Origin of the sequence: Mesorhizobium muleiense, from assembly GCF_900099905.1 — a bacterium.
Classification (GTDB): domain Bacteria; phylum Pseudomonadota; class Alphaproteobacteria; order Rhizobiales; family Rhizobiaceae; genus Mesorhizobium; species Mesorhizobium muleiense.
The window spans coordinates 74,863-95,521 of the sequence record NZ_FNEE01000020.1 but is presented as its reverse complement, the minus strand read 5'-3'; the positions used below and the strand labels follow the sequence as shown (position 1 = coordinate 95,521).

The window sequence follows — 20,659 nt, the reverse complement described above, 5'->3', positions numbered from 1 at the left end:
TTGACTGTCAGACGTCACTGATGACCTGTCCTTTGGACAGGATGTGGACCTTGTAGCCGGAAAAGATCTTCTGCGCCTCGCCGGCGGCGTAGAGCGCCTGATAGGCCTCATGCGGGATCAGCGCGTGCTTCTCGTAGCTCGACACGCCTTGTCGCGCCGCCTCCAGATCGTCGGTGTCGATGAAGAATTCCTGCGTCGCCTTCTCGCTCGAAAACAACCCCTTGCGACCTGGCTTTTCGGATTTCGAATAAACCTCCTGGATGGTCCAGGTCAGCAGCCAGGCGTTTTCCGGCTTGCGCACCTTGTCCAGAATGTCGGTCACCGTCGAATTGTTGTCGGTGATCCCGGCCGAATAGAAAGGCCCGAGCACGACGCGGCGCAGCTGCTTGGGGTGGAGTTGCTCGAAATCCTTGTCGAGGTTGACCGCGATCGTAGCCGGCGACAGCGTATAGGCGGAGTTCTTCTCGGTGAAGTCGTCGAAGCGGTGGGCAAGCTCGGGATTGAGCAGTCCTTCAACCGGAAGCGGAATGTCGACCTTTTCGTTGAGCTTGCCATTGCGGTCGACAAGCTGCCCGATCATCTCTTCGGAGGAATCCTCGACCGTCACCATGTAGACCAGCGGCAGGTTGGCGCTGCCGTCGAAGGCCGCCCAATGGGCGAGGTAGTAAGGCCGCCTGGTCTTCGGATTGACCGAGACTTTTGCCGTCTGCGCCAAGGTGAACGGCCCGAAGGTCGTCTCGCTCCTGACGCCTTCCAGATAAAGCCGCTCGGCCATCGACTTCTGCAGCGCCTCGGGGAATTCCTTGTGGCGCAGGATGAAGTCGGCCATTTCCTCGCGCAACTCGTCGGCCAGCGGTATGTTGGCGAGACGCGTATCGGCCTGGCGGCGGTCGTTTTCAAGTTCGAGCACGTTCTGGAAGACCGGAAAACCGCTTTCGGCGCGCGAGATGCGGAATGTCTCCATGAAGCCCAGCCGGTTGCGCCAGCAGGAAAACGAGTTGTCGAGCCGCGCTATGTATTCGGCGACGATCTTGGCGACGATGCCGTGCCGGTAGAGCGGCGAGCGATCGTCGCGCATGAACACTTCGAGGCCGCTGAGTGCCGCGGTGATCGCCGAGAAATACCGCGTTGCCGCTTCGTTTTCGGGGGTCATGCAGCCAGCCCTTGGGAGATATGCAGCAATTACGACTGCACGTAGTTTGCCGCATTGTGCTTTTTCAGCACGTCGTCGAAGCGGCGGGCAAAGGCATCGTCGGCCAGCTTCTTGCGGCGCTGGATGTCGGCGGTCGCCACCATGTTCTTCTCGTGCATTTCGAGGAGATCGCCAATGTGCTTCTGCGAGGCCGCGCCGATGCCGGCCATGGTTTCCTCGGCGGTGTTGTCGACCTGGCTGCCCAGCGTATTAATCTTGTGAGCGACGTCCTGCTGGGCGGCGGTCTTCAGCGAATCTTCCAGGGCCTTGTAGAGCACGATGCGCTGCTCGGTATCGATGGTCAGCTTGTTGATCAGCGTCGACTGCGCCGCGATCTGGTTGTTGAGCGAATCGACGAAGGTCTGGAACATCGAGGTGTAGCGCTCCAGGGTCTGGCTTTCGGCCAGCAGTTCCTGCTCCTTGGCCTGCTTCTCGTTGTACTCGGTTGCCAGTTTCGAACGCTCGCCCTCAAGCTCGGTGCGCTCCTTCTGGCTGGTCGAGGCGGCGATCTTGTTCTCGATGTCGAGCAGCATCGGATTGAGCTCCTCGATGCGCTTTTGCACGATCTCGAGATTCGACATGGTTGCCTTGCGGCGCTCGATCACCTGCGACAGGCTGGCCTCGGAGGTCTTATAACGCTGGTCGAGGATCTGCTTCTGCGCCTTGAGGATGCCGACGATGGTGTCGGATTTCGCCAGAAGCTCCTGCAGATTGCCGGCCAGCGACATGTTGCGGACGCGGTCGGTGCGCATGCGTTGCTTGCTCTGGTCGGAAAATATGCCGACGAAGCTTTCCCAGCCGGTGTAGTTCTTCATGCTCTCGAATTCGGCGCCGAAGACGTTGGTGGCGTCCTCCAGCCCGATGATCAGGTCGGCGATGTTGCCTTCCATCACCTTCTGCTGCTTCAGCACATCCTCGATGCGGGCGTTCTCGAGGTCGAAATTGGCGTCGCCGATCTTCCTGTCGGTCTTGGCAAGCGTGTCGAGCACGGCGCCGGACTGCTCGATCTTGGTGCGCATGTCCTGCACGACCTGATTGGTCTTGGCAATTTCGGCATCGAAATTCTGCAATGTCGCCATAGGAGCCTCCCGCTTCGGCAATTGTTCGTGTCGCGAACGCCGCGAATATATGTATGGCAAGGGGGGAAGGAAAGGCGGAAGATGCCGCGATATCTCAAACAAAACCCGACCCCATCGGCCTGCCTTCCACCGCTGGTGATTGGCGAAAAGCCGAAGCCGCACCCGATCTCCCCCGCAAGGGCCCGCAAGGGGGGAGATCGGCAGCGTCGCCGACGGCGCTGCTCAGGCCTTGGTGAAGCCGATGAAATCGTCGGGCGCGGCGCGGCCCATTTCCTCTTCCCAATGGCGGCGGCAGAGCGAGACATAAACATCCTTGCCGATCGCCACCTGTTCGCCCTGTCTCGCCGCCTTGCCGTCCGCGCCGAGGCGCACGACCATCGTCGCCTTGCGGCCGCAGCGGCAGATGGTGCGCACCTCGCGCAGATCGTCTGCTATCGCCAGGAGCGCGCGCGAGCCGGAAAACAGCTTGCCCTGGAAATCCGTGCGCAGGCCGTAGCACATCACCGGGATGTCCAGCCGGTCGGCGATGCGGGCAAGCTGCCACGCCTGCTCCTCTTCGAGGAACTGCGCCTCGTCGACGAAGACGCAATGCACGGTCGTGTGGTCGTGATGCTCGGCGACCCTGGCGAACGGGTCGTCGCCGTCGCGGAACATCTCAGCCTCAGTCTCCAGGCCGATGCGCGACGAGATCAGCCCGGTGTCGCCCTTGCGGTAGTGGCCGGCGACGAACAGCATCGTCGTCATGCCGCGCTCGCGGTAATTGTAGGAGGCCTGCAGCAGCATCGTCGTCTTGCCGGCATTCATCGTCGCATAGTGGAAGTACAGCTTGGCCATGCCGCCCTTTTAAGCCGAGTTGTCCCAACGCGGGGAGGGGGCGTCCCGACGTTCCACCGGAAAAGCGCCTGGCCACCGGAAAAGCGGCGAATCTGTCGCTGGTCGGCCAGCCCGCGCCGTTGATCGCGATTGTCTTATCGCTTGAAACCGCACCAGAATGGTGTTTGGCTGACGAAACAAGGCGGAGACAAAACCGCAATTTCGCTTCGCCGACAGATCACAATGGGAGAATACAGATGTCGCGTATGAAACTACTCGCCGCCGGCTTCGGTCTGGCGGCATTTCTTTCGGCGAGCGGTGCACTCGCCGCCGAGCCGGAAAGCTGCAAGCCGGTGCGTTTTGCCGATGTCGGCTGGACCGACATCACCGCCACCACCGCTACCGCCAGCGTCATCCTCGAAGCGCTCGGCTACGAGCCCGACGTGCAGGTGCTGTCGGTTCCGGTCACCTACACCTCGCTGAAGAACAAGGACGTCGACGTCTTCCTTGGCAATTGGATGCCGACCATGGAAGCCGACATAAAACCCTATCTCGAAGACAAGTCGGTCGAGACGGTCGTGACCAACCTGGAAGGCGCGAAATATACGCTCGCCGTTCCACAGCACACCTATGATGCCGGTCTCAAGGATTTCGCCGATATCGCCAAATTCAAGGACAAGCTCGACGGCAAGATTTACGGCATCGAAGCCGGCAATGACGGCAACCGCCTGATCCTCGACATGATCGCCGCCGACAAGTTCGGCCTGAAGGATTTCGAGCTTGTCGAAAGCTCCGAGGCCGGCATGCTGTCGGCGGTGCAGAAAGCGGCCGCATCGGGCGAAGACGTGGTCTTCCTCGGCTGGGAGCCGCATCCGATGAACGCCAACATCAAGATGGCCTATCTGTCGGGTGGCGACGAGGTGTTCGGCCCGAATTTCGGCGGCGCGACCGTCGCCACCAATGTCCGGGCCGGCTACACCACCGAATGCCCGAACGTCGGCGCGCTGCTCAAGAACATGGTGTTCTCGCTCAAGATGGAAAACGAGATCATGGGTGCGATCCTCAATGACGGCGCCGACCCGAAAGCCGCGGCCACCGAATGGCTCAAGGCCAATCCGGACGCGATGACGCCATGGCTCGCCGGCGTGACGACCTTCGACGGCGGCGACGCCGCGGCCGCGGTGAAAACCGCACTGGGTTCGTAGCAAACTTACACCTCCCCCGTGTGGGGAGGTTCGGCGCGGCACGCGCCGCGGTTGGGATGGTTCGGAACGGAGCATAACCGTGACCATCCCACCCGGCTCGGCTGCGCGGTTCGGCCCACTCCGTCAGGGGAGAGGTGAAGAAGAATGAGGGGACATTTGCCATGGATCCGGTTTCGCAACTGATTTCGAGCTTCAAGATCCCGATCGGGCGGTGGGGCAAGACCTTCTTCGACTTTCTGACCACCAATTTCGAGTGGTTTTTCGACAGTATCGCCGACGGGCTAACCGTCGTTCTCGACGGGCTCGTCGATCTTTTGCTGCTCGTCCCCCCGGTCCTCCTGGTCGCCGCCATAGCCGGGCTTGCCTGGTACCTGCAGAAATCATGGAAGCTGGCGCTTGCCGTCGCGCTCGGCCTGCTCTTCATCGTCAACCAGGATCTCTGGCAGGAAACCGTCGAGACACTGGTGTTGGTCGTGGGCGCCGCTGCGGCCTCGATGGCCATCGGCGTGCCGATCGGCATCTGGGCGGCGCATAACGAGCGCGGCTACCGCTATCTCCAGCCGGTCCTAGACCTGATGCAGACCATGCCGACCTTCGTCTACCTGATCCCGGTGCTCATTCTCTTCGGCCTCGGCATCGCACCCGGCCTCATCGTCACCGTCATCTTCGCGGCTCCCGCGCCGATCCGCCTGACGCATCTCGGCATCACCTCGGTGCCGAAACCGATGATCGAGGCCGGCGAAGCCTTCGGCGCGACAAAACGCCAGCTGCTGTGGAAAGTCGAGCTGCCGGCGGCACTGCCGACCATCATGGCGGGCCTGACGCAGTGCATCATGCTCTGTCTCTCCATGGTCGTGATCGCTGCGCTCATCGGCGCCAACGGCCTCGGCAAGCCGGTGGTGCGCGCGCTGAACTCGGTCAACATCCCGCTCGGGCTCGAAGCCGGCCTCGCCATCGTCGTGCTCGCCATCATCCTCGACCGCATCAGCCGCATCGGCACGGGAGCCGCCAAATGAGCGCTGCGGTCGATTTCAAGAATGTCGACATCGTCTTCGGCGCGGCGCGCAAGGAAGCGCTGGCGCTCGTCGACAGGGGCGCAACGCGTCAGGAAATTTTGGAGAAGACCGGCGCCGTGCTCGGCTGCGCCGGTGCCAATTTGACCGTCAACGAGGGCGAGATTTCCGTCCTGATGGGCCTCTCCGGCTCCGGCAAATCGACGCTGCTGCGCGCCGTCAACCTGCTCAACGTGCCGGCGCGTGGCAACGTCATGGTCAAGGACGGCGACCGCATGGTCGATGTCGCGGCCTGCGACGCCGCCACGCTGCGCCACATCAGACAGACGCGGGTCGCCATGGTGTTTCAGCAGTTCGGCCTTCTGCCCTGGCGCACCGTCGCGGAAAATGTCGGCTTCGGGCTCGAGCTTTCCGGCGTGCCCGAAGCCGAGCGCAATGCGCGCGTCGAGCGCCAGTTGAAGCTCGTCGGGCTCGACCAGTGGGCGTCGAAATACGCCCACGAGCTTTCCGGCGGCATGCAGCAGCGCGTCGGGCTGGCGCGCGCGTTTGCCACCGAAGCGCCGATCCTGCTGATGGACGAGCCGTTCTCGGCGCTCGACCCGCTGATCCGGACCAAGCTGCAGGACGAATTGCTGCAGCTTCAGGCCGAGCTGAAGAAGACCATCGTCTTCGTCAGCCACGATCTCGAGGAGGCGCTGAAGATCGGCAGCCACATCACCATCATGGAAGGCGGGCGCATCGTGCAGACCGGCGCGCCGGAAGACATCGTGCTGCGCCCCGCCAATGACTATGTCCGCGACTTCATCGCCAATGTGAATCCGCTCTCGGTGCTGACCGCCTGGAACGTGATGCGCGACCGCCGCGACCTCGATCACGGCGAGGACGGCTGGGTGTGGCTCGACCGCCGCAAGACGACGCGTTTCAAGATCGACGAGCGCGGGCTGGTGGCAGCGGCCGAGCGCGACGGCAAGCCGGCGTTCTGGGTGTCGTGCGCCGATGTCGAGGCGCAGCCGGAGGAGACGACGCAGGTATTCTGGGCCAATCCCGGCACCTCGCTGAAGACGGTGATGCTGGCCATGCACCGCTCGCAGACCGCACCGGTGGCGCTGTTCGACGACCAGTCGCGCTTCGTCGGCGCCATCGGCATCAGGGACGTGCTGAGCGCGGTATTGCGGCGATAGTTGTTTCTAAACGGAACGGTCCGTATCGTTTCTTCGCGGTCTGCGCTGGCTTGGCGGCGGTCCCATATAGGCACGGACTTGTGAACGGCGGCGCCCCGCCAGGAAGGCGGTTTGCGGGCGGTTCAAAATGGACGATTGCTTTCGTCCATGTCAGAATAAAAGCGAATTTCTTGCGCACAGTTGCCGGTTCCGATGCCTGAGATCGTCACAAAACCCCGCACCAAGACGCGGCCGAAGATCGAACGCCCGAAGCTCTACAAGGTCATCCTCCTCAATGACGATTTCACGCCGCGCGAGTTCGTGGTGACGGTGCTCAAGGGCGAATTCAAGCTGAGCGAGGATCAGGCGCGGCGGGTGATGATCACCGCGCACCAGCGCGGCGTCTGCGTCGTCGCCGTCTTCACCAGGGACGTCGCCGAGACCAAGGCGACACGGGCGACCGATGCCGGCAAGGCCAAGGGCTACCCGCTGATGTTCACGACGGAACCGGAGGAGTAGCGCCGGCTTCCCCTCCTCCCCTTGCTGCGGGAGAAGGTGGATTGGCGCGCAGCGCCAAGACGGTTGAGGGTACTGGACGGAGTGCGGTGATTGACAACTGCTCATCGCCGAGGCACGGTTCGCAGCGCTGCGTAGGGCGCATCGGTGTAACGTCGAAAGGGCAATGCCCGCCTATACTGTGACCACAGTTGCGCCTATGCCGAATCTCGAAAACCTCAAAAAGCAGGCCAAGCAATATTTGCGGTGGCACCGCGAACGGTACTATCCGGTCGCAGCCGAGATCAGAGCTGCGTTGCCACGCTTCCAGCATCTCGATGACAATCAGGTACTGGCAGCAAATTTCAAGCTCAGCGACGCGCAGGAACTGATCGCGCGTCAATTGGGGTTCGAGGGATGGCAGGCGCTCAAGACAGGAGCCCCAGCCATGACAGATCAGAAAAAACAGACCGTGCCTGCACCCGTTCTGAGTTCAACCTCAGCGCAGTTGTTCGTCACCGACATCAATGCGTCGTTCGAATTCTTCACCACCAAGCTCGGCTTCGGAGTCGACTTTGTTTACGGCGACCCGGCATTTTACGGACAGGTGACACGTGACAATGCGCAGCTCGCGCTGAGGTTGGTTTGCGAACCTGTGTTCGTTGGCGATATACGGCAACGTGAACACCTGCTCTCCGCCGGGATCACAGTCGATACTGCAGACGAGATTAAACAGCTCTTTCTGAATTTTCAGGCCGCGGGGGTGCCCTTTCACCAAGTCCTCAGGAAAGAACCCTGGGGTGCCAGAAACTTCATTGTTATGGATCCAGACGGAAATCTCATTTTGTTTGCTGGCCCGGGCGAGTGAGCCGTCTGCGTCGTCGCCGTCTTCACAAGGGACGTCGCCGAGGCCAAGGCGACTCGGGCGACCGATGCCGGCAAGGCCAAGGGCTATCCGCTGATGTTCACGACGGAACCGGAGGAGTAGCGCCCGCTTTCCCTTCTCCCCCTGTGGGAGAAGGTGGATTGGCGCGCAGCGCCAAGACGGTTGAGGGGTGTTGGACGGAATGAGGCGTTGGTGATTTTGCCGATGTATACGAGAGTTTGCGTCAAGCTGGAGCACCCCTCATCCGACCGAGCTTCGCTCGGCCACCTTCTCCCACAAGGGGAGAAGGAAAGGCGCGTCGCTAACGCCCCTCTCGGTACCACATCGAGCCCAATGCCAGAAGCAGCAGGCCGAGGCCGAGGAACCCGCCGAACAGCGGCACGCGCGAGACGGCCTTCAGCACGCTGTCGTCGGTGGTGCGCAGGCCGATCCAGTCGTTGCCGGCCGCCGCGCCCGTGGAGCGGACCGGGACGACCGACGGCAGCGTCACGCCGCCGGCGAGATTGCCAAGGGTCGACGATTGCGCCAGCCGGCGCACGCTGCCGCCGGTGGCCTCGGCCGGGGCTCTCAGCCGGTTCTCGGTTGAGACGACGTCGGTGAATTCCGGTGCGTTGACCGGGCCGACATGGGCAAGCGCTTTCAGGTCGCCATTGCCGACCTGATAGAGGCCGATCTCGCTGGTCTCGATGCTGCCCAGGAAAACGCCGGGTTCAGCTCTCTCGAGCTTGACGGTCATCGCCTTGCCGGACGGGGTGATGATCTGCGCCGGGCCGGGATCGTCGCTCATCGTCTGGCGGCGGATTTCCAGCATCATGCCGCGGCCGTCGGCAGTCAGCCGCTCCTCCTCGAGTTCGGGCTCCTTCATCAGCCAGTGGGCGATGCGGCGATAGAGCTGGACATGCGGGCCGCCACCCTCGAAGCCGCGCGCCCACAACCAGCCCTGGTCGGACAAAAACATGCCGACGCGGCCTTCACCCTTGCGGTCGAGCAGCAGCAGCGGACGGTTGTCGGCGCCCTTCATCACCGCCTCGCCCCCGGGGTTCTCGACGCCGATGGTGCGGAACCAGCGGCTCCAGTGCGGCGGCTCGGTGGCGGAGCCGTCAAGCCCGCGCGTCACCGGATGGCGCTGGCCGAGCTCGGTGAGGCGCGGATAAAAGGCCTTTTCGACGACTTCGCCGGTCGGCATCGCCGGCAGCGCCGACATCAAAGGCGTGCGGGCGATGGAACTTTCGCCGGCATATTCGGGTCCTGCCGCGATCAGCAGCGCGCCGCCCTTTTCGACATATTCGGCGATGTAGTCGTAATAGAGGACCGGCAGCACGTCGCGGTGCTGGTAGCGGTCGAAGATGATCAGGTCGAAATCCTTGATCTTCTCGACGAACAGTTCGCGCGTCGGGAAGGCGATCAGCGACAATTCGTTGATCGGCGTGCCATCCTGCTTTTCCGGCGGCCGCAGAATGGTGAAGTGGACCAGATCGACCGAGGCATCGGATTTCAGAAGGTTGCGCCAGGTGCGTTCGCCGGCATGCGGTTCGCCGGAAACCAGCAGCACGCGCAAATTCTCGCGGATGCCGTCGATCAGCGCGATGGCGCGGTTGTTGGTGTCGGTGAGTTCGTCGGGCTCGGGATCGATGGCGAGCTCGACGATGTTGCGGCCGGCGCCGGGAATGGTCACCTGCAGCGGCATAGCCTGGCCGATGGTGGCGCGCTCGACCGAAACCTGCTCGCCATTGACCGAGACGCGCACATCGACCGAGCCCGCCTCGTTGTTGGTGCCGATGACGCGATAGGTCATTTCGAGCGGCTTGCCGACCAGACCGAAGCGCGGCGCATTCTCGAAGCGGATGCGGCGATCCTTTTCCTGGTCGTTGCCGGTGATCAGAGCGTGCAGCGGGGCGTTGAAGTCGGGCGTTCCGCCTGGGGCGTCATGCACCTCGCCGTCGGTGATCATGATGGCGCCGCCGATGCGCGAAGGCGGCACGTCGCGGAAAGCGCTCTCAAGCGCCCCGAAAAGCCGCGTTTCGGTGCGCTCCTCGGCGGCTTCCGACTTGCCGGCCTCGACGACGCGGACATCGAACTGTTTGAAGCGGCCGAGGCGCTGCTGAAGCCCGGCCAGCGCCTCGTCGGTCTGCCTGGTGCGCTCGCCAATGTCCTGGCTCTGGCTGCGGTCGACGACGACGGCGACGACGCTTTTCAGCGCCTCGCGCTCTTCGTCGAGCAACACCGGGTTGAGCAGGGCCGCAGTCAGCGCCAGCAGGGCGGCAAAACGGAAGACCGCGCCGCGCTGGCGGAACCACAGGCCGACCAATGCCAGCAGCAACAGCGGCGCCAGCACCAGGCCGAGCAGCGGCCAGGAGATGAGCGGTTCGAAGGCGAGCGACAAGTTCATGGCTTACTGCCCCAGCCGTTCGAGCAGCACCGGCACATGCACCTGATCGGATTTGTAGTTGCCGGTCAGCATGTACATCATGATGTTGACGCCGGCGCGCAGCGCATAAATGCGCTGCATCGGATCCGACGGCACGGTCGGCAAAAGCGGGTCGCCATTCTCGTCGACCGCCCAGGCGCCGGCGAAATCATTGGCGGTGATCATGATCGGCGAGACGCCGTCGCCGGTGCGTACCGGGCGGTTCTCGGTGTTGCTGGCTTCGAGCGACGCCGCGACCCACAGCGGGCCACCGGCGAAGCGTCCGGGAAACTCAGGCAGGATGTAAAAGGATTTGGTCAGCACATGGTCCGACGGCACCGGCTCCAGCGCCGGCACGTTGAGGTTGCCGAGGATGTCGCGCAGCCGCTCTGTCGCCGGGCTGGCCTGCTCCGCGCCGATGCCGGTGGCGAACTGGTCGCGCGTGTCGAACAGCACCGTGCCGCCCTGCTGCATGTAGGCGTCGACGCGGGCGATCGCGGCCTGGCTCGGCATCGGCGCGGCAGGATCGATCGGCCAATAGATCAGCGGATAGAAGGCAAGCTGGTCCTTCGAGATATCGACGCTGGCCGGCGCCCCCGGCTCGAGCGCGGTCTTCTCGATCAGGAAGCGGGTCAGGCCCTCCAGCCCGGCCTGGCTGATCGAATCGACGCTCCGGTCGCCGGTCTGCACATAGCCGATCCGGGTTTTCGAAATGTCCTCGATCGCCCGCTCATCACCGGGTTTGGCATCGTCGGCGCGGGCGATGTCGGTGTGGCCGACCAGGGCGCCGAGCGTAATCAGCAGGGCGGCGGTGGTTGCGGCGGCCGTGCCGGCGCGGCGCGGCCGGCGCGATAACAGGCCGCCCATCCAGAACACCGCCAGCGTATCAAGGACCATCAGCAGGAGAGCTGCCGCCACCAGCGGGCCCTTCAAATTGTGCGATTCGTCGAAAGCGTACTGGACGGTGGTGACCGGCACGGTGATCTGAGGACGGACCAGCGGCGCCAAGCGGCTTTCGGCATTGAGCAGATTGTGAGCGATGACGCCGGTGTCGGAGCCATACAGGCCGGGCGGATTCTCGAACGTCACCGGCAGCGGGCCGGCACCCGGCACCAGCGGCCGTGCATCCGGCGTCGGCGGCACCAGCGTGCCATCGGCTGATATCATGCGGTAGGGCGCCAGCGAGGCGGCGGCGGCTTCGGCATTGGCGACCGCCGCACCCTGGTTGCGTGACAGTTGCACGATGCGGCGCAGCATCTCGACGAAGCTGCCGGAGATCGGCAGGTTCGACCAGGTCGCCTCCGGCGTGACATGGAACAGGACGAGCGTGCCTTTGCCCTTCTTCATACCGGTCACCAGCGGCGTGCCGTCGGCAAGCGTGGCCCAGCTGCGCTCGACGATATCGGGCGTCGGCTCGGCCAGCACCTGCCTGGTGACGGTGACCTCGGCCGGCGGAGCGAGATCGGCGAAGGGGCCGGTCTTCGGAAAATCGGTGACCGGCTGCGGCGTCGTCCACGACAGCGCGCCGCCGAGCGAGCGCTCGCCGGTGCGCAGCCTGACCGGCAGCAGGTCGTCGTCATTGCCGGCGGCGACCAGCCGCGAGCCGGCAAATCGCACCAGCGTGCCGCCATTGTCGACCCAGTCGACCAGCCTTTGCCGCACCTGCTGCGGAATGGTGCCGACATCGGCCATGACGATCATCGCCGGCTTCTGGTCGAGGAGCTGCGGGATGGCGTCGGCAAGGTCGGCGCTCGACGGCTCGGCCAGATCGGCGAAGGGCTGCAGCGCGCGGCGGATGTAGTACAGCGGCGACAGAAGCGGCTGCGCCTGGTCGGCTTCGGCCTGCGACAGCAGTCCGACGCGGCGGCGCTTGGAACTCTCGTCGAGCACGCGGACGGCGCCGGCCTGCCGCTGACCGTCGAGCGCGATCGAGGCGAAGTCGTTGCGCAGCTCGAACGGCACCGCCATCGTGCCGGTGGCGGTGGATTCGCCCGGCGAGAAGGTCAGCGTGGCGTCGGCGATGCGGCGGCCCTTGTCGTCGAAGGCGCCGGCGGTCACCTGAGCCGGCGCCGGATCGCCCGGCGCGCGGATGGCGGTCAGCTCGAAGCCGTCCACCTGGTTGTCGGCGCCAGTCAGGCCGATCAGGCCAGGCCGGTCGGAGGCGGCCCAGACGACACGGGCGGCGTTCTTCGACAGAAGCGTGTTGAAGGCGGCCTCGTCGCCTTCCGCCGCCAGACCGTCGGCGAGCACGGCGACGCTGGCGCCCGGCAAGCTCTCCAGGGTTGTCGCGACGCGGGCATAGACGGCCGGGCGGTCGGTCGGGATCGGCCGCGGCTTTGCCGCGCGCAGCCGGTCGAGCGCGGTGGCGGCGTCGAACGGGCCGATCTCGGCATTCGGTTTTTCGGCGGTGAAGGCGATGATGACAGGCACGTCGTTGGAGCTGGCATCGGTGATCAGCCGTTCGGCAGTGGCGACGCGCTGGCCCCAGTCGGCGGCACTTGCCCAGTCATTGTCGATGACTAGCGCAAGAGCGGTGCCCTCGGCCGGCAGTCTTTCACGCGGGTTGAAGACAGGTTCGGCCAGCGCCGCAACGATAAGGGCCGCCATCAGCAGCCTGAGCAGCGTCAGCCACCACGGGCTCTGTTGCGGCGTCTCCTCGCGCTTCAGCACGCGGGCCAGGATCTTCAGCGGCGGGAAGACCTCAGTCTGCGGCTTGGGCGGGGTGAACCGCAAAAGCCACCAGATCACCGGCAGGGCCAGAAGGCCCCACAGCACCATCGGCGCCCCGAAGGAGAGCGGCAGCCAGCTCATGCGCGGATCCTCCCGGCTGAGCTGCCATCGACGGTCATCGCCATGTGGACACGCACCAGCGCATCGGAGGCGAGGCGGTCGGTGTGGTTGACGGTAAAGCTCCAGCCGAGGCGCTTGCACCAGTCGGTCAGTTCCTGGCGGCGGGCGATGTAAAGCAGTCGGTAGTCGTCGCCCAGCATTTCGGCGCGGCCCGCGGTCAGCTTGTCGCCGGTCTCGGGATCGGTGAATTCGGTGCGGCCGGCATAGGGGAATCTCTCCTCGGCCGGGTCGGCGACCTCGATCAGATGGGCACGCACGCCGTGGCGGGCGAGCACGTCAAGCCAGGCGATGGTGTCCTCGACCGGATCGAGGAAGTCGCTGACGATGACGATGTCGCAGAAGCGGCGGATGGCCGACAGGTCGGGCTTTGCCGGCAATTCGCCGGCATGGCTGAGTTGTGCTGCGATCCGCTCGGCGCCGTTGCGGGCGGTGAACGGATCGGTCAGCCCGGGCCAGGCGATGCGCTCGCCGCTGCGCGACAGAAGCTCGGCCATGGCCAGCGCCAGCACCAGCGCGCGGGACTCCTTCGAGACGGTGGCGCCGGTCGATTTGTAGAGCATGGAAGGCGAGGGATCTGCCCACAGCCACACCGTATGGGCGGCCTCCCATTCGCGGTCTCGCACATAGATGTGGTCGTCGCGGGCCGAGCGGCGCCAGTCGATGCGCGAGGAGTCGCCCTCGACATAGGGCCGGAACTGCCAGAAATTCTCGCCGATGCCGCGCTTGCGGCGGCCGTGCCAGCCGGCGATCACCGTGTTGACGATGCGACGCGCCTCGACCAGCAGGTCCGGCACCAGCGAAGCCCGCAACCGGCCGCGGGCGAGCGCGTCACGCGTCGCCGCCGGAGCCTGGGCCTCGCCTATACGCGCCATCAGATGCCTTTTGCCAGTTTCGCCACCACGTCGCGCACGGTTGTGCCCTCGGCACGGGCGGCAAAGGTCAGCGCCATGCGGTGCTGCAGCACCGGCTCGGCCAGCGCTCTGATATCGTCGATCGACGGCGCCAGCCGTCCGTCATAAAGGGCGCGGGCGCGGGCGCACAGTGTCAGCGACTGGCTGGCGCGCGGGCCTGGGCCCCAGGCGACGTGCTTGTCGGTCTCGGCATTGCCCTGGCCGGGGCGCGCCGAGCGCACCAGTTGGAGGATCGCCTCGACGACGCTTTCCGGCACCGGCATGCGGCGAATGAGGGTCTGGATCTCCTTCAGCCGCGCCGGCTGCAACACGTTCTGCGCCTTGGCGTCCTCAATGCCGGTGGTTTCCAGGAGGATGCGGCGCTCCGCCTCGATTTCCGGATAGAGGATGTCGACTTGCATCAGGAAACGGTCAAGCTGCGCCTCGGGCAGCGGATAGGTACCCTCCTGCTCCAGCGGGTTCTGCGTCGCCAGCACGTGGAAGGGCGCCGGCAGGTCATGGCGGACACCGGCAATGGTGACGTGGTATTCCTGCATCGCCTGCAGCAGCGCCGACTGGGTGCGCGGCGAGGCGCGGTTGATCTCGTCGGCCATCAGCAGTTGCGCGAAGATCGGCCCGGAGATGAAGCGGAACGAGCGCTTGCCGAATTCGTCCTGCTCCATCACCTCGGAGCCGAGAATATCGGACGGCATCAGGTCGGGCGTGAACTGGATGCGGCGGGAATCGAGGCCGAGCACGATGCCCAGCGTCTCGACCAGCTTGGTCTTGGCGAGGCCGGGCACGCCGACCAGCAGCGCATGGCCGCCTGCGAGCAGCGCCACCAGCGTGCGTTCGACGACGCTTTCCTGGCCGAAGATGACGCGGCCGACGCCCTCGCGAACCCTGGAAATGTCGGCCAGCGCCGTCTCGGCCAGGGCGATCATGTCCTCTTCGCTGATCGGGCTTTCCTTGATCATCACGCTCATGCAGCATCGATCCTTCTCGTTGGAAATACCGGCTTGCAGCTTCGACGCCACAGAGTGCCGCGATTCGGCCTCGCGTGGCGCCCGTCTTTGAACTTAAATCACTGACTTAGGCTGACAAGCGGAACAACAGTGACTATTTCGTGACCATGACAGAACGCGCCGAAGATCGTGAAGGAAGTTTGACGACCGCGACCGCGGCGCTCGGACTGGAGGCGCTGATCTCGCGTGCCGCCCGCGCGGGCAAAGGACCGGCGCCGGTGGATCGTTGGAATCCGGCCTTTTGCGGCGATCTCGACATGGAGATCAGACAGGACGGCACCTGGTTCTACCAGGGCACGCCGATCGGCCGCATGCCGCTGGTGCAGCTGTTTTCCTCCGTGCTGCGCAAGGACGAAGACGGCAGGACCTACCTGGTTACGCCGGTGGAAAGGGTCGGCATCCGCGTCGTCGACGCGCCCTTCATCGCCGTCGAGATGGACGTTTGCGGCACCGGCGATGGCCAGGTCATCACCTTTCGTACCAATGTCGGCGATGTGGTCGAGGCCGGGCCGGAGCATCCGCTGCGCTTTGTCGACGAGGAGGCAACCGGCGGCCTGAAACCCTATGTGCTGGTGCGCGGGCGGCTTGAGGCGCTGCTGGCGCGGCCGGTCATGTATGAATTGGTCGAGCATGGCGAGGAGATCGAGGTCGGCGGCCGAAGGATGTTTGCCGTCCGCTCGAAGGGTGCGGTCTATCCGATCATGCCGGCGGAAAAGCTGCAGCGGCTGAGCGCATGAGAGGGCGACGCCAAATGGACCGGGGCCAAATGGACCAGGGCCAAATGAACCGGGGCATGATGGACCAGGTGACGCGATGGACCAAGTGACGCCGGCGCCGTTTTCGGCCGAGGATTTTCGCGCCCGCGTCGCGGCGCAGCCGCTGGCGCATGCCGCCGACGACTATGGTGACCATCGCTTCAACCCGGGACATCCGCGTTTGAAGCTCGCAAAGGCGCTGCGCGATGCCGCCGTGCTGATCCCGGTGGTCGATCACGGGCGCGACGCAACGCTTCTGCTGACCAAGCGGGCGGAAAAGCTGCGCAACCATTCGGGGCAGGTGGCCTTTCCCGGAGGCACGATCGATCCTACCGACCCGAGCCCGGAGGCGGCGGCATTGCGCGAGACATTCGAGGAGATCGGGCTTGGTCAGGATCGGGTCGAGATCATCGGCCGCATGCCCGATTACGTCTCCGGCAGCGGCTACCGGATCGCCCCGGTGCTGGGAATAGTGCGGCCGGACTTTTCGCTGACGCTGAATTCCGAGGAGGTCGACGCCGCCTTCGAAGTGCCGCTGCGCTTTCTGATGGACCCGGCCAACCACGGCCGCGACAGCCGCATGTGGAACGATCTCGAATGGGTGTTCTACGAAATGCCCTATGACGGACAACACATCTGGGGCGTCACCGCGGGCATCATCCGCACGCTCTATGAAAGGCTCTATACGTGAGCGGCCGGGAGTCGCTCGCGGGCAAAGCCGACTGGCTCGGGGAACGGCATTTGCAGCGCCTGCTTGCGGCGCTCGCGGATGGCGGCGAGGAGGCGCGCGTCGCCGGCGGTGCGGTGCGCAATGCGCTCATCGGCCAGCCGGTTGCCGACATCGATATCGCCACCACGACCGTGCCTGACGAGACCATCCGCCGCGCCGAGGCGGCAGGCTTCAAGGCCGTGCCGACCGGCATCGAGCACGGCACCGTCACGATTGTCGCCGGCGGCAAGCCGTTCGAGGTGACCACGCTGCGCGCCGACATCGAAACCGACGGTCGGCGGGCAAAAGTGTCGTTCGGACGCGACTGGAAAGCCGATGCGGAACGGCGCGATTTCACCATCAACGCGCTCTATGCCGAGGCCGACGGCACGATCGTCGACCTGGTCGGCGGCATTGCCGATATCGAGGCGCGCCGGCTGCGCTTCATCGGCGATCCGGAGGCGCGCATCCGCGAGGATTATCTGCGCATCCTGCGCTTTTTCCGCTTCTTCGCCTGGTATGGCGACGGCCGGCCGGATGCCGAAGGGCTGAAGGCTTGCGCCCGGCTCAAGGAGGGGCTTGGCCAACTCTCGGTCGAGCGCGTCTGGTCCGAACTGAAGAAGCTGCTGTCGGCCCCCGATCCATCGCGTGCCTTGCTGTGGATGCGCCAGGCGGGCGTGCTCACCAGCGTTCTGCCGGAGAGCGAGAAATGGGGCATCGATGCGATCCATGCGCTGACCAGGGCCGAGAAGGATCTCGGCTGGGCGCCGGACCCGCTGCTCAGGCTGGAAGCGATCGTGCCACCGGACGCAGCGCGGATGAAGACGCTCGCCGAGCGGTTGAGGTTCTCCGTCAGCGACGCCGGTCGCCTCAGGCAGTGGGCGCTGACAGCGCCCGTCGGGCCGAAGACGACCGAAGCGGGACTCGCAAAACGGCTCTATCGCGGCAATCGTCAGGGCCTTGTCGATCGCTTGCGGCTGTCGCTCGCTTCCGCTCGAGCCCGCGCCGTCGAGGACAACGACGCGCTGCTCGAAGCCGGCGGCTTCTCGCGGCTGCTGGCCTTTGCCGAAAAATGGAAAAAGCCCGGCTTTCCGCTCAAGGGCGCCGATCTGACGAGGCTTGGCGCGTCGCCCGGGCCGAAACTCGGCGCAACCCTGAAGAACCTCGAAAACGAGTGGATCGAGTCCGGCTTTGCGCTGGATCGCGGCGCACTTCTCGAGCGCGCCGCAGAAGCACTCGAAAGTTAGAGACCGTTTGGAAACTCTACTCTGGCGGCCATCTGATGGCGTTTTCTGCGCTTCCGGTGCTCACGGACCCAAATGTCCGCTGCGCTCCGGTTCTCGAAGCCACCACCATATGACTCGCCAGAGCGAATTTCGAAACAGTCTCTTAGGCAAATCAGGCCGCGTCGCGAGCCTTTTCGATGCGCGAACGGATCGCTTCGATCATCGTCTCGCGAATGATCGTCTCGCCATGCGTCTCACGCATATGCTCGACGGCGCGCCGCATGATCTCGGCTTCTTCGTCGGCGCGCGTATGCCAGTCACAACCCGGAACCAGCGAGCCGCAGTGGAATTCCTTCATCGGATTTCTCCCTTTTCCTCCTCGAAGCGCCGCATCTGCTCTGACACGGAAGCTCCAGCACCTTTGATCGACGCATGATCCCTGTCGGAAACCGGTTCGGTTTTCGGGTCATGCGCTGGCCGAACCAGCATAACACGATCGGATGGTTTTGGTTGCTGCAGAGACCGAAAAAGGCGGAGCATCGCTGCTCCGCCCTCTTGACGCTACCCCGGAGGCAAGACCTCGTCTTGCTCCCGCGGGCAGGCCATCACTTCACGATCCTGACTGCCTCGGCGATTTTGTGCTTGCCGCTCATGTCCCACGAAACGCGGACCTTTTCGCCGGCCTTCAGGCCAGGATTTTTGAAGGCCTTGGGCAGCGTAAAGGTAGATCCGTTATCCAGAACAAGGCTCATCGCCGTTCCATCGTAAGTTTTGATCGTGCCCGTGGTGTGCTTGACCGCTGCGAAGGCAGCTCCACCAGAGGCAAGAACGGCAGCAGCCGCAACCGACATAATAAGCTTGCGCATGGCATGCTCTCCTGGAAATGAAGGCACCATTTTGGGAAGGTGCCCCACTTAATCATGGGCCGTCCAGTCGCGTCGGGTCGCGGTTCCAGGGAGGCGAGAACCGCCGGCGTTTCCCGGCCCGTAACGAAAAATAGTCTTGCTTTTTCAAATGGATATTAGACGAAAAAGATATTCTGCGCGCCACATTCGCCGCCAGAATCCTGCGATTTGGGCCTGATTGCGACTCACGTCCGACTCACCGAGATTTTACGGCCATTTCACCTCTGGCGGCAGGCTGGACAGGATCGCGGCAACGTTGCCGCCGGTCTTCAGCCCGAAGATGGTGCCGCGATCGTGAAGCAAGTTGAATTCGACATAGCGGCCGCGGCGAATGAGCTGTTCTTCGCGGTCGCCGTCGGTCCAGTTGTTGTTGAAATTGGCCCGCACCAGATGCCCGTAGACGACGAGAAAAGTGCGCCCGACATCCTGGACGAAGTTGAAATCGGCGTTCCAGCCGCCTCTGTCCTCGTCCGAATGCAGCCAGTCGAAGAAGATGCCGCCGGTGCCGCGCGGTTCGTTGCGGTGCGGCAGATAGAAATACTCGTCGCACCAGGCCTTGAATTTCGCGTGGTCGGCGACGCCAGCGTGCTTCTCGCAGGCAAATTGCATCGCGCGGTGGAAGGCGACCGTGTCCGGGTCCTCCTGGCTGCGGCGACGGTCGAGCACCGGCGTCAGGTCGGCGCCGCCGCCGAACCATTGGCGCGAGGTGACGACCATGCGCGTGTTCATGTGCACCGCCGGCACGTTGGGGTTCCACGGATGGGCGATCAGCGAAATGCCGCTCGCCCAGAAGCGCGGGTCTTCCTCGGCGCCCGGCATCTGCTTCCTGAACTCCGGCGAGAACTCGCCATAGACCGTCGAGGTGTGGACGCCGACCTTCTCGAAGACGCGGCCGCGCATCATCGACATGGTGCCGCCGCCGCCCTTGCCGGCGTCGCGCTGCCACGGCGTCTTTTCGAAGCGGCCGGGCGACCATGAGGCCTGCGGCCCCTGCAGGTCCTGCTCGATCTGCTCGAAGGCGGCGCAGATGCGCTCGCGCAGCGTCTCGAACCACAGCCGCGCCTTCATCTTCTTCTGCTCGATGTCGGCCGGCAGCCCCGCCGGTATTTCGGGTCGTTGCAAATGCTGTCTCCGGTTGTGGGGAGCGTACCCCGACAAATGACTCGTCTTTTCCGGCCGCGATCCCTAATCTCTTAGGTGCAAGGGTCAAGTGTGAATGGAGTTCTTTCGTGCGCACTCCGGCAAGACCGCCGCTGGATGGCCTGAAGAAGAGGCTCGACCGTTCGCGCGCCGAGCGCGAGCGCATGCCGCGCGACGGGTTTTTGCGCGAGACCTTCGTCCTGCCGCGCTCCGATGCGCGGCTCAAGGCGAAGGAGTGGTTCGAGCGCTTTCCCAAGCAGGCCTACTGGACCGAGATCGAAAGCTGGTTCGAGCGGCCGGGCGACGTCATCGAATTCACCATCAGGCGATTGCCGGCGGCGGATTAGCGAGCGACCAACAACCGCCTTGCGCCCGGGCCTTGGGCGCTCAGCCGGTCTTCCTTGTTGCGCAGCGGGCACTTGTCGATCGACATGCAGCCGCAGCCGATGCAATCGGTCAGCCCGTCGCGCAGCTTCTTCAACTGGGCAATCTTGCGATCGAGCTGGTCGCGCCAGGCGGTTGAAAGCACATTCCAGTCCCCGCGCGTCGGCGTGCGGCCTTCAGGCAGCGATGCCAATGCCTCGCCGATCTCGGCCAGCGAGATGCCGACCTCCTGTGCCACCTTGATGATCGCCACCCGCCGCAGCACGTCGCGGCCGTAGCGCCGCTGGTTGCCTGATGTGCGGTGGCTGCGGATCAATCCGCGCGCCTCGTAGAAATGCAGCGCCGACACTGCCACCCCGCTGCGCGTGGCCACCTGGCCGACCGTCAATTCCGTCACCGCAGCCATTTGAATTTTCCGCTTGACCTCAAGTTAAGTTGAGCTTGTAACGAAGAAACCCTTGATATGCAAACCGCAGGAGAAGGCGATGTGCGCCTGGGTGAGAATGACAAGCACCGGTGCGGTCG

At 64.4% G+C, this 20,659-nt stretch carries 20 protein-coding genes and 1 pseudogene; 10 read left to right on the top strand and 11 right to left on the bottom strand.

The window, feature by feature from the left end; genetic code table 11:
* Positions 1 to 7: 7 nt before the first annotated feature.
* The 3 genes from BLT09_RS26150 to BLT09_RS26140 form a co-directional block, all read right to left on the bottom strand.
* On the bottom strand, positions 8 to 1,153 hold the full coding sequence (locus tag BLT09_RS26150; RefSeq protein WP_027151017.1) for a hypothetical protein: 1,146 nt from the start codon (positions 1,151 to 1,153) through the stop codon (positions 8 to 10).
* A gap of 29 nt (positions 1,154 to 1,182) precedes the next feature.
* Positions 1,183 to 2,271, bottom strand: a complete 1,089-nt coding sequence (locus BLT09_RS26145; RefSeq protein WP_091598480.1) for a hypothetical protein — start codon at positions 2,269 to 2,271, stop codon at positions 1,183 to 1,185.
* Between the two features lie 222 nt (positions 2,272 to 2,493).
* Positions 2,494 to 3,105 (bottom strand): thymidine kinase, encoded by a 612-nt coding sequence (locus BLT09_RS26140; RefSeq protein ID WP_091598477.1) that lies wholly within the window; start codon positions 3,103 to 3,105, stop codon positions 2,494 to 2,496.
* A 236-nt stretch (positions 3,106 to 3,341) separates the two neighbouring features.
* Here BLT09_RS26140 and BLT09_RS26135 point away from each other — a divergent pair, with 236 nt between their 5' ends.
* The 6 genes and pseudogenes from BLT09_RS26135 to clpS (BLT09_RS26110) form a co-directional block, all read left to right on the top strand.
* Complete coding sequence (locus BLT09_RS26135) at positions 3,342 to 4,289, top strand: choline ABC transporter substrate-binding protein (protein WP_023799957.1); 948 nt, start codon at positions 3,342 to 3,344, stop codon at positions 4,287 to 4,289.
* A 161-nt stretch (positions 4,290 to 4,450) separates the two neighbouring features.
* Entirely contained in the window at positions 4,451 to 5,305 is an 855-nt protein-coding gene (choW, locus tag BLT09_RS26130; RefSeq protein WP_023799956.1) for a choline ABC transporter permease subunit, read from the top strand.
* On the top strand, positions 5,302 to 6,483 hold the full coding sequence (gene choV, locus BLT09_RS26125) for a choline ABC transporter ATP-binding protein (RefSeq protein ID WP_091598474.1): 1,182 nt from the start codon (positions 5,302 to 5,304) through the stop codon (positions 6,481 to 6,483). The genes choW and choV overlap by 4 nt, the downstream gene beginning before the upstream one ends.
* 192 nt (positions 6,484 to 6,675) lie before the next feature.
* Positions 6,676 to 6,981: an ATP-dependent Clp protease adapter ClpS gene (gene clpS, locus BLT09_RS26120; protein WP_027151022.1), complete on the top strand. Its 306-nt coding sequence runs from the start codon at positions 6,676 to 6,678 to the stop codon at positions 6,979 to 6,981.
* A gap of 196 nt (positions 6,982 to 7,177) precedes the next feature.
* Positions 7,178 to 7,825, top strand: a complete 648-nt coding sequence (locus tag BLT09_RS26115) for a VOC family protein (RefSeq protein WP_091598534.1) — start codon at positions 7,178 to 7,180, stop codon at positions 7,823 to 7,825.
* A gap of 3 nt (positions 7,826 to 7,828) precedes the next feature.
* Positions 7,829 to 7,945 (top strand): annotated as a pseudogene (gene clpS, locus BLT09_RS26110) (ATP-dependent Clp protease adaptor ClpS); the annotation flags it as partial.
* A gap of 199 nt (positions 7,946 to 8,144) precedes the next feature.
* Here clpS (BLT09_RS26110) and BLT09_RS26105 read toward each other — a convergent pair.
* Genes BLT09_RS26105 through BLT09_RS26090 form a run of 4 tightly spaced genes read right to left on the bottom strand, consistent with a single transcriptional unit; the run spans position 8,145 to position 14,976 of the window.
* Positions 8,145 to 10,232 (bottom strand): membrane protein, encoded by a 2,088-nt coding sequence (locus tag BLT09_RS26105; protein ID WP_023799952.1) that lies wholly within the window; start codon positions 10,230 to 10,232, stop codon positions 8,145 to 8,147.
* A gap of 3 nt (positions 10,233 to 10,235) precedes the next feature.
* Positions 10,236 to 13,061 (bottom strand): DUF4159 domain-containing protein, encoded by a 2,826-nt coding sequence (locus tag BLT09_RS26100; RefSeq protein WP_091598471.1) that lies wholly within the window; start codon positions 13,059 to 13,061, stop codon positions 10,236 to 10,238.
* On the bottom strand, positions 13,058 to 13,972 hold the full coding sequence (locus BLT09_RS26095) for a DUF58 domain-containing protein (protein WP_091598468.1): 915 nt from the start codon (positions 13,970 to 13,972) through the stop codon (positions 13,058 to 13,060). The genes BLT09_RS26100 and BLT09_RS26095 overlap by 4 nt, the downstream gene beginning before the upstream one ends.
* The gene (locus BLT09_RS26090) at positions 13,972 to 14,976 is read right to left on the bottom strand and encodes an AAA family ATPase (RefSeq protein WP_023799949.1); all 1,005 of its coding nucleotides are present in this window, start codon (positions 14,974 to 14,976) and stop codon (positions 13,972 to 13,974) included. The genes BLT09_RS26095 and BLT09_RS26090 overlap by 1 nt, the downstream gene beginning before the upstream one ends.
* Positions 14,977 to 15,122: 146 nt before the next feature.
* Here BLT09_RS26090 and BLT09_RS26085 point away from each other — a divergent pair, with 146 nt between their 5' ends.
* The 3 genes from BLT09_RS26085 (at position 15,123) to BLT09_RS26075 (ending at position 17,726) form a co-directional block, all read left to right on the top strand.
* Complete coding sequence (locus BLT09_RS26085) at positions 15,123 to 15,752, top strand: DUF1285 domain-containing protein (protein ID WP_091598465.1); 630 nt, start codon at positions 15,123 to 15,125, stop codon at positions 15,750 to 15,752.
* Between the two features lie 76 nt (positions 15,753 to 15,828).
* Complete coding sequence (locus tag BLT09_RS26080) at positions 15,829 to 16,461, top strand: CoA pyrophosphatase (RefSeq protein ID WP_091598462.1); 633 nt, start codon at positions 15,829 to 15,831, stop codon at positions 16,459 to 16,461.
* Entirely contained in the window at positions 16,458 to 17,726 is a 1,269-nt protein-coding gene (locus tag BLT09_RS26075; RefSeq protein WP_091598459.1) for a CCA tRNA nucleotidyltransferase, read from the top strand. Before BLT09_RS26080 ends, BLT09_RS26075 begins: the two co-directional genes overlap by 4 nt.
* Positions 17,727 to 17,877: 151 nt before the next feature.
* Here BLT09_RS26075 and BLT09_RS26070 read toward each other — a convergent pair whose 3' ends face one another.
* The 3 genes from BLT09_RS26070 to hemF all read right to left on the bottom strand — a co-directional run bounded on the left by BLT09_RS26070 (position 17,878) and on the right by hemF (position 19,732).
* Positions 17,878 to 18,063, bottom strand: a complete 186-nt coding sequence (locus BLT09_RS26070; protein WP_023799945.1) for a DUF1059 domain-containing protein — start codon at positions 18,061 to 18,063, stop codon at positions 17,878 to 17,880.
* 247 nt (positions 18,064 to 18,310) lie between these two features.
* On the bottom strand, positions 18,311 to 18,571 hold the full coding sequence (locus BLT09_RS26065; protein ID WP_023799944.1) for a DUF1344 domain-containing protein: 261 nt from the start codon (positions 18,569 to 18,571) through the stop codon (positions 18,311 to 18,313).
* 246 nt (positions 18,572 to 18,817) lie between these two features.
* Positions 18,818 to 19,732 (bottom strand): oxygen-dependent coproporphyrinogen oxidase, encoded by a 915-nt coding sequence (gene hemF / locus BLT09_RS26060; RefSeq protein ID WP_091598456.1) that lies wholly within the window; start codon positions 19,730 to 19,732, stop codon positions 18,818 to 18,820.
* A gap of 107 nt (positions 19,733 to 19,839) precedes the next feature.
* On the opposite strand from hemF, the gene BLT09_RS26055 reads away from it, so the two are divergent.
* Positions 19,840 to 20,097: a hypothetical protein gene (locus BLT09_RS26055; RefSeq protein ID WP_006202578.1), complete on the top strand. Its 258-nt coding sequence runs from the start codon at positions 19,840 to 19,842 to the stop codon at positions 20,095 to 20,097.
* Here BLT09_RS26055 and soxR read toward each other — a convergent pair.
* Positions 20,094 to 20,540 (bottom strand): redox-sensitive transcriptional activator SoxR, encoded by a 447-nt coding sequence (gene soxR / locus BLT09_RS26050; RefSeq protein ID WP_023799942.1) that lies wholly within the window; start codon positions 20,538 to 20,540, stop codon positions 20,094 to 20,096. The two genes, BLT09_RS26055 and soxR, sit on opposite strands and share 4 nt — an antisense overlap.
* Positions 20,541 to 20,659 lie beyond the last annotated feature (119 nt).